Source organism: Rossellomorea aquimaris (assembly GCF_020172085.1).
In the GTDB taxonomy this organism is placed as follows: domain Bacteria; phylum Bacillota; class Bacilli; order Bacillales; family Bacillaceae_B; genus Rossellomorea; species Rossellomorea aquimaris_E.
The window spans coordinates 60165-73667 of the sequence record NZ_JAIVAT010000011.1; the positions used below are offsets into that span (position 1 = coordinate 60165).

At 43.4% G+C, this 13503-nt stretch carries 17 protein-coding genes; 7 read left to right on the forward strand and 10 right to left on the reverse strand.

The features are described 5' to 3' along the window. Position 1: 1 nt before the first annotated feature. Genes LCL96_RS22205 through mnhG form a run of 3 tightly spaced genes read left to right on the forward strand, consistent with a single transcriptional unit; the run spans position 2 to position 1111 of the window. Positions 2-478 carry a Na+/H+ antiporter subunit E gene (locus tag LCL96_RS22205; protein ID WP_224945426.1) on the forward strand — a complete coding sequence of 159 codons (477 nt, stop codon included), beginning with the start codon at positions 2-4 and terminating at the stop codon, positions 476-478. Continuing rightward, positions 478-762, forward strand: a complete 285-nt coding sequence (locus LCL96_RS22210; RefSeq protein ID WP_224945428.1) for a Na(+)/H(+) antiporter subunit F1 — start codon at positions 478-480, stop codon at positions 760-762. The genes LCL96_RS22205 and LCL96_RS22210 overlap by 1 nt, the downstream gene beginning before the upstream one ends. Beyond that, positions 746-1111 carry a monovalent cation/H(+) antiporter subunit G gene (mnhG, locus tag LCL96_RS22215; RefSeq protein ID WP_224945430.1) on the forward strand — a complete coding sequence of 122 codons (366 nt, stop codon included), beginning with the start codon at positions 746-748 and terminating at the stop codon, positions 1109-1111. Before LCL96_RS22210 ends, mnhG begins: the two co-directional genes overlap by 17 nt. A gap of 52 nt (positions 1112-1163) precedes the next feature. Here the strand turns inward: mnhG and LCL96_RS22220 are convergent, their stop codons facing one another. Further along, the gene (locus tag LCL96_RS22220) at positions 1164-1532 is read right to left on the reverse strand and encodes a DUF2188 domain-containing protein (RefSeq protein WP_224945439.1); all 369 of its coding nucleotides are present in this window, start codon (positions 1530-1532) and stop codon (positions 1164-1166) included. Positions 1533-1601: 69 nt separating this feature from the next. Continuing rightward, positions 1602-1985: a PaaI family thioesterase gene (locus tag LCL96_RS22225; protein WP_224945440.1), complete on the reverse strand. Its 384-nt coding sequence runs from the start codon at positions 1983-1985 to the stop codon at positions 1602-1604. 169 nt (positions 1986-2154) lie between these two features. On the opposite strand from LCL96_RS22225, the gene LCL96_RS22230 reads away from it, so the two are divergent. Continuing rightward, a complete protein-coding gene (locus tag LCL96_RS22230) occupies positions 2155-2541 on the forward strand; it encodes a hypothetical protein (protein WP_224945442.1) in 387 nt (128 codons plus the stop codon). Between the two features lie 39 nt (positions 2542-2580). Here LCL96_RS22230 and LCL96_RS22235 read toward each other — a convergent pair whose 3' ends face one another. Then, the gene (locus LCL96_RS22235) at positions 2581-3897 is read right to left on the reverse strand and encodes a Na+/H+ antiporter family protein (protein ID WP_224945443.1); all 1317 of its coding nucleotides are present in this window, start codon (positions 3895-3897) and stop codon (positions 2581-2583) included. Positions 3898-4050: 153 nt separating this feature from the next. Here LCL96_RS22235 and LCL96_RS23550 point away from each other — a divergent pair, with 153 nt between their 5' ends. Continuing rightward, complete coding sequence (locus LCL96_RS23550) at positions 4051-4176, forward strand: hypothetical protein (RefSeq protein ID WP_263628288.1); 126 nt, start codon at positions 4051-4053, stop codon at positions 4174-4176. 438 nt (positions 4177-4614) lie between these two features. Here the strand turns inward: LCL96_RS23550 and LCL96_RS22240 are convergent, their stop codons facing one another. Then, the gene (locus LCL96_RS22240) at positions 4615-6120 is read right to left on the reverse strand and encodes a leucyl aminopeptidase (RefSeq protein ID WP_224945445.1); all 1506 of its coding nucleotides are present in this window, start codon (positions 6118-6120) and stop codon (positions 4615-4617) included. 157 nt (positions 6121-6277) lie between these two features. Between LCL96_RS22240 and LCL96_RS22245 the strand changes: the two genes are divergently transcribed. Together LCL96_RS22245 and LCL96_RS22250 are read left to right on the forward strand one after the other, a co-directional pair. Beyond that, positions 6278-6757: a divergent PAP2 family protein gene (locus tag LCL96_RS22245; RefSeq protein WP_224945447.1), complete on the forward strand. Its 480-nt coding sequence runs from the start codon at positions 6278-6280 to the stop codon at positions 6755-6757. Between the two features lie 10 nt (positions 6758-6767). Continuing rightward, entirely contained in the window at positions 6768-7544 is a 777-nt protein-coding gene (locus tag LCL96_RS22250) for a cobalamin-binding protein (RefSeq protein WP_224945448.1), read from the forward strand. A gap of 70 nt (positions 7545-7614) precedes the next feature. On the opposite strand, the gene LCL96_RS22255 is transcribed toward LCL96_RS22250, so the two are convergent. The 6 genes from LCL96_RS22255 to LCL96_RS22280 form a co-directional block, all read right to left on the reverse strand. Beyond that, a complete protein-coding gene (locus LCL96_RS22255) occupies positions 7615-8505 on the reverse strand; it encodes a fructose bisphosphate aldolase (RefSeq protein WP_224945449.1) in 891 nt (296 codons plus the stop codon). 126 nt (positions 8506-8631) lie between these two features. Continuing rightward, a complete protein-coding gene (locus LCL96_RS22260) occupies positions 8632-9336 on the reverse strand; it encodes a 3D domain-containing protein (protein ID WP_224945450.1) in 705 nt (234 codons plus the stop codon). 914 nt (positions 9337-10250) lie between these two features. Continuing rightward, on the reverse strand, positions 10251-10577 hold the full coding sequence (locus tag LCL96_RS22265; protein ID WP_224945455.1) for a YuiB family protein: 327 nt from the start codon (positions 10575-10577) through the stop codon (positions 10251-10253). 162 nt (positions 10578-10739) lie between these two features. Then, positions 10740-10865 carry a YuiA family protein gene (locus LCL96_RS23670; protein WP_172655674.1) on the reverse strand — a complete coding sequence of 42 codons (126 nt, stop codon included), beginning with the start codon at positions 10863-10865 and terminating at the stop codon, positions 10740-10742. A gap of 158 nt (positions 10866-11023) precedes the next feature. After that, complete coding sequence (locus tag LCL96_RS22275) at positions 11024-11506, reverse strand: NUDIX hydrolase (RefSeq protein WP_224945456.1); 483 nt, start codon at positions 11504-11506, stop codon at positions 11024-11026. Between the two features lie 73 nt (positions 11507-11579). Beyond that, positions 11580-12797, reverse strand: a complete 1218-nt coding sequence (locus LCL96_RS22280) for an NAD(P)/FAD-dependent oxidoreductase (RefSeq protein ID WP_224945458.1) — start codon at positions 12795-12797, stop codon at positions 11580-11582. Between the last annotated feature and the right edge of the window lie 706 nt (positions 12798-13503).

Below are 13503 nucleotides of genomic sequence, written 5' to 3' on the forward strand. Positions count from 1 at the left end.
AATGGCTTTTCAAATATTATTAAACTTTTTCATGGCCTTTGTCTGGATGTTTCTTTCGGTATCCTTTACTTCTCAGTCATTCATTATTGGCTTTTTACTAGGATTGCTTGTTATCTTTGCATTCAGAAGATTTTTCAGTTCCCGCTTTTACTTACTAAGGGTGGCTGCCGTGATCAGTTTATTCTTCTTGTTTATGAAGGAGCTGATCCTGGCGAACATTGCGGTTTTAAAAACCATCTTAAAACCGAAGATGGACTTCCAACCGGGTATTTTCGCTTTACCGACAGAACTGAAAACCGATTGGGAAATTACGTTATTAGCAAATCTTATTACATTGACACCAGGCACACTCGTCATGGATGTTTCATATGACAACAAGATCCTCTATGTACATGCCATTGATATTCCTGATGTAGATGAAGCCATCAATGAGATTAAAGATTCATTCGAGAAAGCCATCATGGAGGTGAGCCGCTAATGTTACATCTAATTTTTCAACTCACATTACTATGCGTCTCCCTGTCCATGCTCGGACTCGTTTACAGAGTGGTGAAAGGTCCCACGACCCCGGACAGGGTGGTGGCACTGGATGCAATCGGGATCAACCTGATTGCCATCATCGCTCTCGTTTCCATGATGCTTGATACGTACGCTTTCCTCGAAGTGATCCTGCTTCTTGGGATACTGGCTTTCCTCGGGACTGTGGCCTTTTCAAAGTTCTTAGAGAAAGGGGAGATCATCGAACGTGAGCGAGATCATTAGATTTTTCATCGGATTCTTCCTGATCATCGGAGGATTTCTAAGCCTGGTCACGGCCTTTGGCTTATTGAGGCTTCCGGATGTATATACGCGGAACCATGCCGCTTCTAAAAGTGCGACGCTTGGGGTCATGTCGATCCTGCTTGCGACTTTCCTTTATTTCTATCTCGAGCACGGACACTTCAATTCAAGACTGATCCTTGCCATCATCTTCATCTTCGTCACGGCCCCAGTTGCCGGACACCTTATTTCACGGGCGGCGTACAATTCAGGCGTTAAGCTTTGGGATAAAAGTGTTCGGGATGATCTAAAGGATAAAGAAGAATACGAGCGTCAGAACAGTTCAACTTAACCAAATGAAAAAGGCTTGCCCTCACGATATGGGGGCAAGCCTTTTTTGATGACTACTGTTGATATAAGTGATTTTCGACGCTTCCATCCTGCTTGTGAACAACCAGGGTACCGGAGTGATCCGTTACATAGTCCTTCGCTTTGGAAAGGAGCTTGTCCTTTGTATTCTCCACCAGGATGGCTCTCTTTCCGTCTGCCTTCTTCAACTGCCAGCCGTCATCATGAGGGGTGACGTGATACTCGGTTTTTTCGCCAGTGCCTCCCTCTTCGGATTTATGAGCCTGATCAGTAGCAATGGCAATCGCCCTCCCCTCTTGATAGCCTTCATCAAGAAGGGCATTGGCAATTTCTATCGCTTTATTCCTTACGTCAACAGGCAGGTTCTTCAGTGAATCAGGGTAATCATTTTTAGTCCAACTCATGAATATTGGCCTCCTAATTGTTTGATTAGTAGTTGATTTCCCATTTTTTCACTATTTAAACCTGTTTTTCTATCGTTTTGGAACAACCGCCATCGTGCATCGAGATACACAGATTAATTGTTCTTCCTCATCTGTGATCTTAATATCCCACACCATCGTGGTTCTTCCCTGATGCATGACTGTACCGGTCGCTGTAACAAGACCTTCCCGCTTCGCCTTAATATGATTCGCATTAATCTCAAGCCCAAAGCAAATTTCTTTATCAAGATCGATCAATTGGACCGCCCCTACACTTGCCACCGTTTCTGCCAGGGCCACCGAAGCACCGCCGTGAAGGAAACCGAACGGCTGCCTTGTGTTTTCATTCACCGGCATCGTCGCAACGACTTTTCCATTACCCAATTCTACAAATTCAATTCCTAACGCACTGATTAATGTATTCTCTGTATTCACCTGGATCACCTCATAACATATTGTTCTCTACTATTTGTTCTAGAAAGTGTCTGAAAATCCTTTATTTTTCCTTTCCTTTTACTCTGCGCCATCCTTTCATTACACGAATAATCCGTTACGTATTGTCATACATATCCTTAGAGCATTTTAATAAAAGGGGGTTTATGTTATGTATCGGTATCATCCTTTTTATCCGCCTGTGCAGCGCCCCTACTCACCCATCCATTCCAGGACACAACCCATTTTCTCATATAACCGGACCTTTCCTCCTGTGGAAACCGAGACATTCATGTCGTCGGCAGGTAAAACATTAAGCTTAATGAGTGATGCCCAGATGGTACTCCAAAAAATCAATTCCTCCAAAGAGTTTTCATCAAAATTCATGAACGCAGCACAGCAGTCGAACTTACCTGAAGTACATAAACTACTTCAATCCATCGGTACAAAGGTACAGCCGATTGTTTCGTTCAACCCGGACGGGATCCGCCTTGTATTTGATGAAAAGCTTGGTCAAGTCGATTGCTGCCATTTGATCGTCATCGTCCGATGGATGTAAAAGAAAAGAAGCAAGGGCAAAAGCCCTTGCTTCTTTCTCTTATAAAATGATCGCTGCGATCCAACCGAATAGGATCAGAGGAATATTATAGTGTAAAAAGGTTGGGACACATGTATCCCAAATGTGATTATGCTGCCCATCGGCATTTAATCCGGCTGTCGGTCCAAGCGTACTGTCTGAAGCAGGTGATCCTGCATCACCAAGTGCGCCTGCCGTCCCAACAATGGCAATCGTTGCAAGTGGGCTGAACCCAAGCTCCATGGCAAGCGGTACGAAGATGGCTGCGATGATTGGGATCGTCGCAAATGAAGAACCGATCCCCATTGTCACAAGAAGCCCAACCACCAGCATGATAAGAGCAGCCAAAGCCTGATTGCCTCCAATGACGTCAGCAGTTGCCTTCACCAAAGTTTCAACATCTCCTGTTTCCGTCACCACTGCCGCAAAACCTGATGCCGTTATCATGACAAAGCCGATAAACGCCATCATCTTCATTCCTTCATTCAGTAAACCATCTGCCTCTTTCCATTTAACAGACCCTGAAATATACAGAACGGCAATACCAGCGAGTGCCCCGAAGATCATCGATTCTAGCTGAAGCTGGACGTATAAGGCCACTACGATGGAAATGAGAGCAAATACCATTGCTCTTTTATTGTAAACAACCTTTTCCTCTGCCACCACTTCTTCAGCTTCACTATAGTCTCTCGGTTTACGGTAACTCACAAACAAGGCAATCAGCAATCCGATCACCATCCCGCCTACAGGAAGGAGCATCGCTTTCGGAATATCACTCAAATTGACCTCCATTCCGCTCGCTGCCATGTTTTGGGCGATGATTTCATGGAATTGCAAGCCAAATCCTACTGGCAACAGGATATAAGGCGCCGTTAATCCAAACGTAATCACCGATGCGATTAACCGTCTATCAATTCGTAACTCCGTCATCACCTTTAATAAAGGTGGAATCAGAATCGGGATAAACGCGATGTGAATCGGAATCACATTCTGTGAAAAACAAGCCATGATTAATATAGATATAACAATAAGTGCTTTCGAAAGGGCTGTTTTTCTTGTATCTCCTTTTTTCCCAACGACTTTCAATACCCATTCAACAAGTAGATTTGGAATTCCCGTATAGGAAATCGCCACTGCAAATCCACCCAGCAAGGCATAACTTAGTGCAATACTTGCCCCGCCGCTGATTCCTTCAGAAAAGACGGATATCGTCTCATTCAATCCCATTCCTCCGGTAAGTCCACCGACTAACGCTCCGGTGATCAGGGCGAATACAACGTTCACCCGTACCAGACTCAGTACCAGCATGACAAGAACCGCTATAACAACTGCGTTCATAACTACTTCCTCCTCAAATTACTCAATATATCGATTTGCTATTTGCATTCGCATTCGCTTTAGTTCGCTAAATTGGTAGAGTAATAAAATCACGATTTCAACTTTAACAAGATAAAGAGAGTTTGTCAATACTTTAGTAGGAGGAAAGATGGAGTGGGAACTTTTGTCATGAGTGAGGAGGGGATGAGGTTGTTTAGAGGGATTGGATTGGATTGGATTGGATTGGATTGGATTGGATTGGATTGGATTGGATTGGATTGGATTTCCAACAAATGTTAGTCGGCTGGATATTTTCAAATATTGGCCGGATTCCTAATTAATTCGGCCGGATTTTTCATCAAATCAGCTGGATTATAACTGAAAACGGCCGGATTCTTGAACATTGCGGCTTGAATATGACTAGTAAACGTCAGGTACCTTTATCGTTCGGTCTCATTGCGTTCAACTATTGCGGACTATCCTTCTTTTGCGTCCCATACTTGAATTTAGTATTCACTGCATTTTGGGGGATTGCGTCATTTTTTCATTTTTTGCGTCATTATCAAACGTTTTTGCGTCACTTTTTTGTTTTATGCGTCTTTTACCATTTATTACCTAAATACCCATCTCTTCCATTCCTCCTACTCATTCCCCCTACCTATCAGTCCCCAACAAAAAAAGCCTCCTTCCAGTGCCCCCCTACGACTCAGGCACTGAAAAAAGACTCTCCACTCGTGTTTATTTTTCTAAAGGCTCGAAGCGTTCAACCAACAGTGCCAACGTTCTGGCCATGACTCCTGTTGCACCTGAAGGGCCAAGATCATGACTCCCCTTCGTAGTTGCCGTTCCCGCGATATCAAGATGCACCCACGGCAAACCTTCTGCAAACTCTCCGACAAATGCTCCGCCCATGATGGCGTGTCCTGCACGACCCGGTGAGTTATTCAAGTCGGCAATATCACTTCCCCTTACACGTTTTTTATCATTTTCCGTATAAGGCAGCTGCCAAATATATTCTCCGGATTCACCTGAAGCTTCCAACACCTGTTCGAAGAATGCTTCATTGTTTGTAAGGGCACCTGTTTTATCTTCCCCAAGGGCTACGATGACTCCTCCGGTTAATGTGGCGACGTCCACTAAGTAGTTTGCACCTTGATGCTTCGCATAGGTCATTCCGTCAGCAAGCGCCAAACGCCCCTCTGCGTCGGTATTTAATACTTCAATGGTTTTACCGCTCATGGATGTAATCACATCGTCCGGCTTGAATGCAGCACCGCTCACCATATTATCCGTAGATGGGATGACGGCTACCACGTTTTGTTCCGGTTTGATTTCACCGATGATTTCCATAGCACCGAGAACAGCCGCCGCGCCGCCCATATCTGTCTTCATTCCGACGATTCCATCCTTCGGCTTAAGCGAGTAACCGCCTGTATCGAATGTGATCCCTTTTCCCACTAAACCGATGACATCCTTCCATTCGTCTTTCCCGTTATATTTCAGGACGATCATCTTCGGTGGTTCCACAGATCCTTGGTTTACAGCAAGAAGTGCGCCCATTCCGAGGTGTTCCATCTCTTCTTTGTCCAGAATTTCCACTTCAAAGCTGTATTTCTCAGCCAACTCAAGTGCATACTCTGCTAATTTAGTAGAGGTTAATAGATTGCCAGGAGTATTCACAAGCGTACGGGCAGAGTTCACTCCGTTTCCAAAGGCAGAACCGATGGATAGAGCCGTTTCTACTTCTTTGGAATCTCCTTTTGTAAAGAATTCAATCTCCTCTACATGTACTTCCGGTTCATTCGATTTCTTTTTGTAGCCGTGGAATTCATAGGTAGACATCGTAAAGGCTTCCATGAATGCGTGGGCAATATCTGTCGCCACCATTTCCTCCGAAACAAATGTGTCAAGTGCCACTGAAAAGGAAGACACTTTCATATTCTTTAAGGACTTGGACGCTGTCCCCAATGCTTCTTTCAAGAGATCGAACGTAAGCTCTTTTTGTTTTCCAAGCCCTACGAATAATACTCTTTTTGTTCCTAGTTTTCCAAATGTATGTATCTTTGACACTTTCTTGTGCTTAGAAGAAATATCTCCATCTTTCACCAGGTGGGTAAGATAACCCTCGAATGTGTGATCAAGTTCTTTCAGCTCTCCTTCAAATGTTGGCTGATTGTATACACCTACGATCAGGCATTCCCCATTTGCTGTCTTTACGTCATTTTGATTAATTGAAAATTTCATGTTAACCGACACCTCCAATCACTATTATAACGGAGATGTCCAATTATTTCGACTTTCTAACAATCCGCCTCTCAAAGTTAAACCAGGGGTAAACAGGGTATGATATAATGAGAACATTATTTTTATTCAAACAATTGAAAGGGTGGCATTTCACAGCATGGAAGTACTGTTTAATTTTCCATTATGGGCATCATTATTCTCCATCTTTTTCGCTCAGTTCGTTAAGGTTCCCATACAATTCATCGCGACGAGGGAATTGAATTGGTCTTTGATTACCTCGACAGGCGGAATGCCAAGTTCCCATTCTGCAGCGGTGACGGCATTAACCACCGGGGTTGCTCTTGAAGTGGGAATGGATTCTCCCATCTTCGCGGTATCTGCCATGTTTGCCATCATCACGATGTTTGATGCGACTGGCGTCAGAAGGCAGGCAGGGGAACAGGCGATTGTGCTGAATCAATTGATGGTGGACTTCCAGAGATTCATGTCAGAAGCAAAAGGCTGGCAGAATAAGCCTGAGCAAGAAAAGCGCAAGGAATTAAAGGAATTATTGGGTCATAAACCCATCGAAGTATTTTTTGGAGGACTCTCCGGGATCATCTTGACGCTTCTTCTTCATTATCTATTTATCGCATAGGAGTGTGAGTATGAAAATCGTTTCCATTTGCCCAAGTAATACCGAAATCATCGATTACCTCGGATTGACTCCTTATCTTGCTGGAGTCGATGATTACTCTGATTATCCGGAAGAGGTAAAGTCCCTTCCACAGCTTGGACCGGATCTCTCCATTGATATGGATAAACTCGAATCATTGAATCCTGATTTGGTTTTCTCTTCATTGAGCGTACCCGGTATGGAAAAGAATATAGAAGAATTGGAAAACAGGGGCATTCCCCACATCACCCTGAACCCTCAGAGTTTCGCTGACATTGCAGAAGATCTTTTGACTGTGGGAAAAGCATGTGGAATCGAGGCACATGCCAATGTTCGTCATCAGGATTTCATCCGTAAAGTCGATCGCTTAAAGGCCATCGGTGCAGGGGTCACAAACCCTCCAACACTCTATTGGGAATGGTGGCCCAAACCTGCCTTTACCCCCGGTAACATCAACTGGTTAACCGAGTTAAGCGAAATGGTAGGTGCACGGAACCTGTTTCAAGATGTGGAACTAGCCAGTGTGCAAACGGATTGGGATGACGTATTGAAGCGGAATCCGGATTATATTTGCCTCGCTTGGGTAGGTGTACAGCAAAGCAAGGTAAAGCCTGAGATTGTCAAGAAACGGCCAGGGTGGAGTGAATTGGATGCCGTAAAGAAAGAAAGGATATTCGTTCTGGAGGAAGCTCTTTATTGCAGGCCATCTCCCCTTCTTATAAAAGGGGCGGAAAAACTTGCCCGTTTGCTGCACCCTGATCTATATTGATAGAAAAGGAATCCTTTTTAAAAAACATGCCCGCTAAGCATTTAAAGCGGGCATGTTTTTGTTATAAAGATTATTTCTTATGAACCGATGCTTCATAAATCGAATCAACAGCCTTCTTTAATGCTGCATCAAACTCATCCTGTGATTGGTTCACATTCAAGTCAGCAGCCAAGGCACGGGAGAAGCTAGCGATCATGCCGTCATTTTCTTTCAGCTTCTCATTCGCTTCTTCACGCGAATAACCGCCTGAAAGTGCTACGACTCGCACAACGCGCGGGTGATCGATCAATTCTTTATAAGCATTCGCTTTCGTCGGGATAGTGAGCTTCAGCATGACGTCCTCCCCTTCTGATAGATTGTTCAAGTGCTCTATCAATTCATGGCAGAGGATTTCTTCGGATTTTTCCTTTTGTTCACTATGGATATTCACTTCAGGTTCGATGATCGGAACCAAACCGGCAGCGATGATACGTTTTCCGATTTCGAATTGCTGCTGTACTACTTGTTTGATACCGTTCTTGTCCGGCTCATGGATGACCGAGCGCATTTTCGTACCGAATATGTTTCGTTCATTAGCACGTCTGAGAGTCTCTTCCAGATCGTTGATCGGTTTCATGAGCTGGACGCCATCCTTCTCTTCGGCAAGCCCCTTATCCACTTTTAAGAAGGGTACGATGCCTTTATCAGCAAGGTAATCTGCTGTATATTGGCCTTGGATTTCACTGTCCATCGTTTGTTCGAATAGGATGACACCCAGAATGCTGTCAGGGCTAAAGGCAGGGGAAGTGATGATTCGCGTTCGCATTTCATGGACCTTATCAAACATTTCATCCTCATTGGAATAAGAGTCTTCAAGTACGCCGTATGCCGCCAATGCCTTAGGGGTACTGCCGCCGCTTTGGTCCAGGGCTGCGATGAATCCTTTTCCGTTCTTCATTTTGTCAAATTGACTTTTGTTCATGGTATCCACTCCTCTTTGAATCTAATTTTACTCTTCCCCTTTTTCAAATGTTCAAACACTGCTGCATAGTGGAGAATAGGCAAATGAAAAAGGCACGCTGTTCATCATGGAACCGCGTGCCTTCGTTTATTCTTTTTCAGGTGATAATATTTGCTGCCTGAACACCTGCATGGACTTATTTTCATTAAGGGCCGTTAATTGCTGTTCGGATAGTTCACCAGAACCCATCTGGATCACATAGACGTCAAGTGTCTGCTTGCCCCATTCATTATAGACATCGTCGACGGTTTCATAATAAAGGTCCAATTTATTCCCTTTGATCGCGCTCCCTGTATCCGCAACGACCCCATATCCATAATGGGGGATGAATAGGATCGTACCGATGGGATAAACGGAAATATCGGCTGCAATCGTAGAATACAGATCACGCTTCACTTTCACTCCTGAGTATGTAATTCCATAGAGGGGATGTCCCGGGTCCTTTCCGGTCGATTCTACTCCGGCAGTATAGCCTGTTGCCACTACCTTATGCTTCGTATATTGATCCCAATCCACGGATTCTTCCAACGTAGCAGGTTTGACAGAAGCACTCGCCGACACTTTTGTCTCGTACCCAGTAAACCTTTTGAGAAACTTCAATGACAAGCTTAAGGGACTTGTCTTATGCTCTTTATAGTCCAGAGTTGTTTGATCAGCGTCTCCCTTTTCCATCAACCAGGTTTTGAAGGTTTGAGCCTCTACTCCAGATACTGATTGAAAAGTCGTTCCGAGTGCAAGGATAAACAGACTGACCATGACGAATCTCTTTGTCCAAAGTTTAAACAGATTCATGTATTCACTCCTCCCACCCTTAATACTTCCCAACCAGGAGGAGATATATGCATAAATTGATAAAAAAATCGAATAGTTTCAATATTCGGAAATCTATTTGGTATTTCATTTGGTGAAATACTCTTAAAAAACTAGCCTCTCGTTACTTCAACTAGTATGTTCCAACTCCTAAAATACTTACATTATGAGCTTCGTTTTTTAGGTGGTTGCGAAAATACAGGGACCGCTCCTTTCCGCTGCAGGCACAAGATTCGCGCGGGGAGGAAGTCGAGCCTCCTCGGGCTTTGCCCTGTGGGGTCTCGACTGTCTAGCTACAGCGGCTAGCCCCTCGAGGTCATAAGCTAAATGGGCCCAAGAAGGCAAATTAACGCCTTCTTAGTCCCATTCATCTTATGCTTGTCGGGGCTGAGCGAGCCGCTTCCGCTTTTCGTTCCTTTCCTCTATTCCCGCAGGAGTCAAGTGCCTTCCGCTACAATCCACTCTGTGTTTCTATACACTAACTTCATAATGAAAGATATACAAACATAAAGAAGTTGTGATTAAACAAACGACTTTAAGGAAAGGAATTCAACCACTTACTACTCTAGAGGGTGAAGGGAACTGCGTAGACTCCTACGGAAAACGGGCGTGCCGAGACCCCGAAAGCGGTTTTTGCTGAGGAGGCTCGGCCGAACGTCCGTGGAAATCGGGACTGTTCCCTTCACCCTCCTGCACCACAACCTAAATGACAGAGCATCGTAAATCTTAGTTTGTATGCGAATAGCAACAATCTTTGCGAAAACAGCCATTTAAAAAGTCGATTGGAGGAGTAATCATTCTCTACTCACTTTTTCCACAGTAGGTTTCTTTACCCTTCGAAGCTAAATAAAAAATCCGTTCAATCCGGGATGGATGTCCCGGTCAAACGGATGGTGTTAAAACATTCGATATCCTTTTGCTCTTAATATTCTCATCACGATTCCAGAAAGGATGGCACCTGCGAGACCGCTTCCTAAAATCACGAGGTCTGCAACAGCCAGATGGCTGAGTCTCGTACCTAGCTCTGAAAAAGACTCTCCTGCATTCCTGAAATAATCTATAAAACGAACTTCGTCCACGATAAAGATAACGACAATCGGATAAATGATTGCCATGATCCAGGTCATACGCAATAACATATTCAACAAAAAGCCTATTCCGAAAAAGAGAACAAAAAATAGGAGCATCGAAATAATCATTACATGTATAGGCATTTGATCCATTGCACCTCCATAAACACTAAATAATAGTGTACCTCGAGGGAAATGAAAGCGTCAATATTTTCAGGAAAGATTTGTAGCTAATTCACAAAATAAACTTATTTTTCCTACGAACATAAAAAAGCAGACCCATAAACAGGTCTGCCTTCTTGTATTCTATAGGGCTTATTTTTGTTTCCCACTGCCGCCGCAGCACGGACACGTTTCAGAACCACCCAATACTAACTGAAAGTATCCTTTTCCTGAACAGTAAAGACAATATTTCGTTTTAGTACTTGCAGTAGCTCTCATTATTCCCTCTCCCTTTTCTTTAATTTCTTAATTTTCTGATAATATATCATCTATCTCTTATAAAGAAAAGGGACAATAAAGGGGATGTACCTCTAAGAAAGCGAATACATTTATGTTTTTCTTTCATTATCTCTTTATTTCTTAAAATTTACAGAATTTTATAAAAATAAATGATACCGAGTGTAGGCGAATTGATCTCCGGGATTGATCCCTTCAATTCTGTTTAATGTGTGGTGTGATCCCATCCGTTTGATCATCTCGTGAACCATGACGGATGTTTTATCATCTTTCAATAATTCATGAGGCGACATCCACTTCACATCCCATAATTCAGCTTCTTCTATTTTAATGGAAGACGTTTTCTTATTTTCCAACAAAAAGATCATCATATTATCACTGATGTCGTCTTGAATCACTCCTGACCTCACGCCAATGATCCCTTTAATGGTCGTATGTATTCCGGTCTCTTCCTTCACTTCTCTTATCACTGCTTCATCAACTGTTTCCCCAGCGTTGACAAACCCTGCCGGAAGAGACCACATCCCCTTCAAGCCGCTGTATTTCTTCTTCACCACCAGCCATTTTCCCGTTTCATCTATGACCAGCCCTGCAACGGCAAGCCAAACCTTTCCCCTTTTCATAAAATGCACCTCCGCCTGCATTAAAAAAAGCAGAGTGGAATCCACCCTGCTTTTCATTTTCATCATTTATTGCTTAAAAGAACTTGAATTTTCCTTTTTTGAAGACAAGTGATGGTCCACCAACCATGTAAAGCGCACGGTTATCGACTACCTTCTTCATGAAAGAAGCTTTTGTTCCTGTGATCTTTTTACCGTATACAACACCGATTGCATCGTCTTCACCAAGTGAACATACTGTTCCTTTAATGTCTGGAGTGAATAATTCCAGATCTTCTTTACCGTGAAGTAAAGCAGCGATGTTGCGGGCACAAACTTCACCTTGCTGCATAGCGATTTGTGCAGTCGGGGGGTATGGACGTTCCGTTTCTTCATTAATCATCAATGAACAGTCACCGATGATGAAGATGTTGTCATGTCCTGGTGCACGAAGATCTCTGTTGATTTTCACGCGGGCACGCATGTTCTCGATTCCTGCTTTTTCGATGATGGAGTTACCACGAACACCTGCAGCCCATACAATTGTACCAGCTTTGATTTCTTCCACTTCGTCTTCACCTTTAGCAATAAGAACGCTGTCTGCTTTCGCTTCTTTAAGTGGAGTTCCGATATGGAATTCAACACCTTTTTTCTCAAGCTTGGCACGAGCGTATTTCACTAGCTCAGGATCGAATCCAGGAAGGATCATTGGTGCAGCTTCTACACACACAATGCGTACTTTCTTACGGTCGATATCATATTCATGACATAGTTCAGGAACACGATTACCTAATTCACCCAAGAATTCGATTCCAGTGAAACCAGCTCCACCGACAACGATTGTTAAGCGTTCATCGTTCTTTTCTTCTTCGTTCTTATACGTAGCAAATTGCAATTCAATATGCTCACGGATTTGACGGGCAGAGTTGATGTTTGAAATCATGAATGCATGCTCATGGAGGCCTTGAATTCCGAATGTTTCAGATTCTGCACCTAATGCAATGACCAGGTAATCAAATTCAACTTCGCCGTCAGCAGTGATGACTTTCTTCTCTTCTACTTTAATGTCTTCAACAGTAGATTGTAAGAAGTTTACTTTGCTCGTATTGACGACATCTTTCACATCGTAGCGTACACGATCATGATGAAGCGTACCTGCAGAAGCTTCATGTAACCAAGTGGTTTCATAGTGATAATCATTTTTATTAATTAAAATAATTTCTGCTTCGTTCGTACCTAACTGTTTTTGCAAACGGGTAACCGTCATTAATCCACCGTAACCTGCACCTAATACAACGATTCTTGGCTTTCTCAACTGAATCACATCCACCTTTTTTGATAAATTTGCTTTGGATACTCTTAGAGTCCTCCACATTATGCGTTTTTATCCCGTTCAATCTGAAGCTATTATCTTTTTCCCTATAAAAAAGAAACTAAAACAAACTAAACGCGATGTTTTCCATCATTCTAAGAGGAAAAATACTGTATAAAAAATATAAAAACAAAAGTATGTGACGTATTTCACGAACTACTCCATAGTTATGCGAAAATTGTCATAAATTCTTAACAAATATGCCTACATTACATCTTATTCTTTTTACCGTGCATTTTCAAGATATATATAGGAAATTGAATTCTTAAGAATATTTAGAAAAGAGGAAGGGCTTAGCTCAGTGGCGACAAGCATAAGGCGAACATGCCGGAAAGGCGTTTTTTTCCTTTTTGGTTGATTTGACTTATGACCTCGAGGGACTAGCACCCGGAGCTGGACAATCAGAAAAGCGGAAGGGGCTTGCCCTGGGGCGACAAGCATAAGACGAGTCACCCGGAAAGGCGTTCTTTGCCTTTTTGGGTGACTTGGCTTATGACCTCGAGCCCCAAGCCCCTGGAGCTGGACAATCAGAAAAGCGGAAGGGGCTTGCCCTGGGGCGACAAGCATAAGACGAGTCACCCGGAAAGGCGTTCTTTGCCTTTTTGGGTGACTTGGCTTATGACCTCGAGCCCCAAGCCCCTGGAGCTGG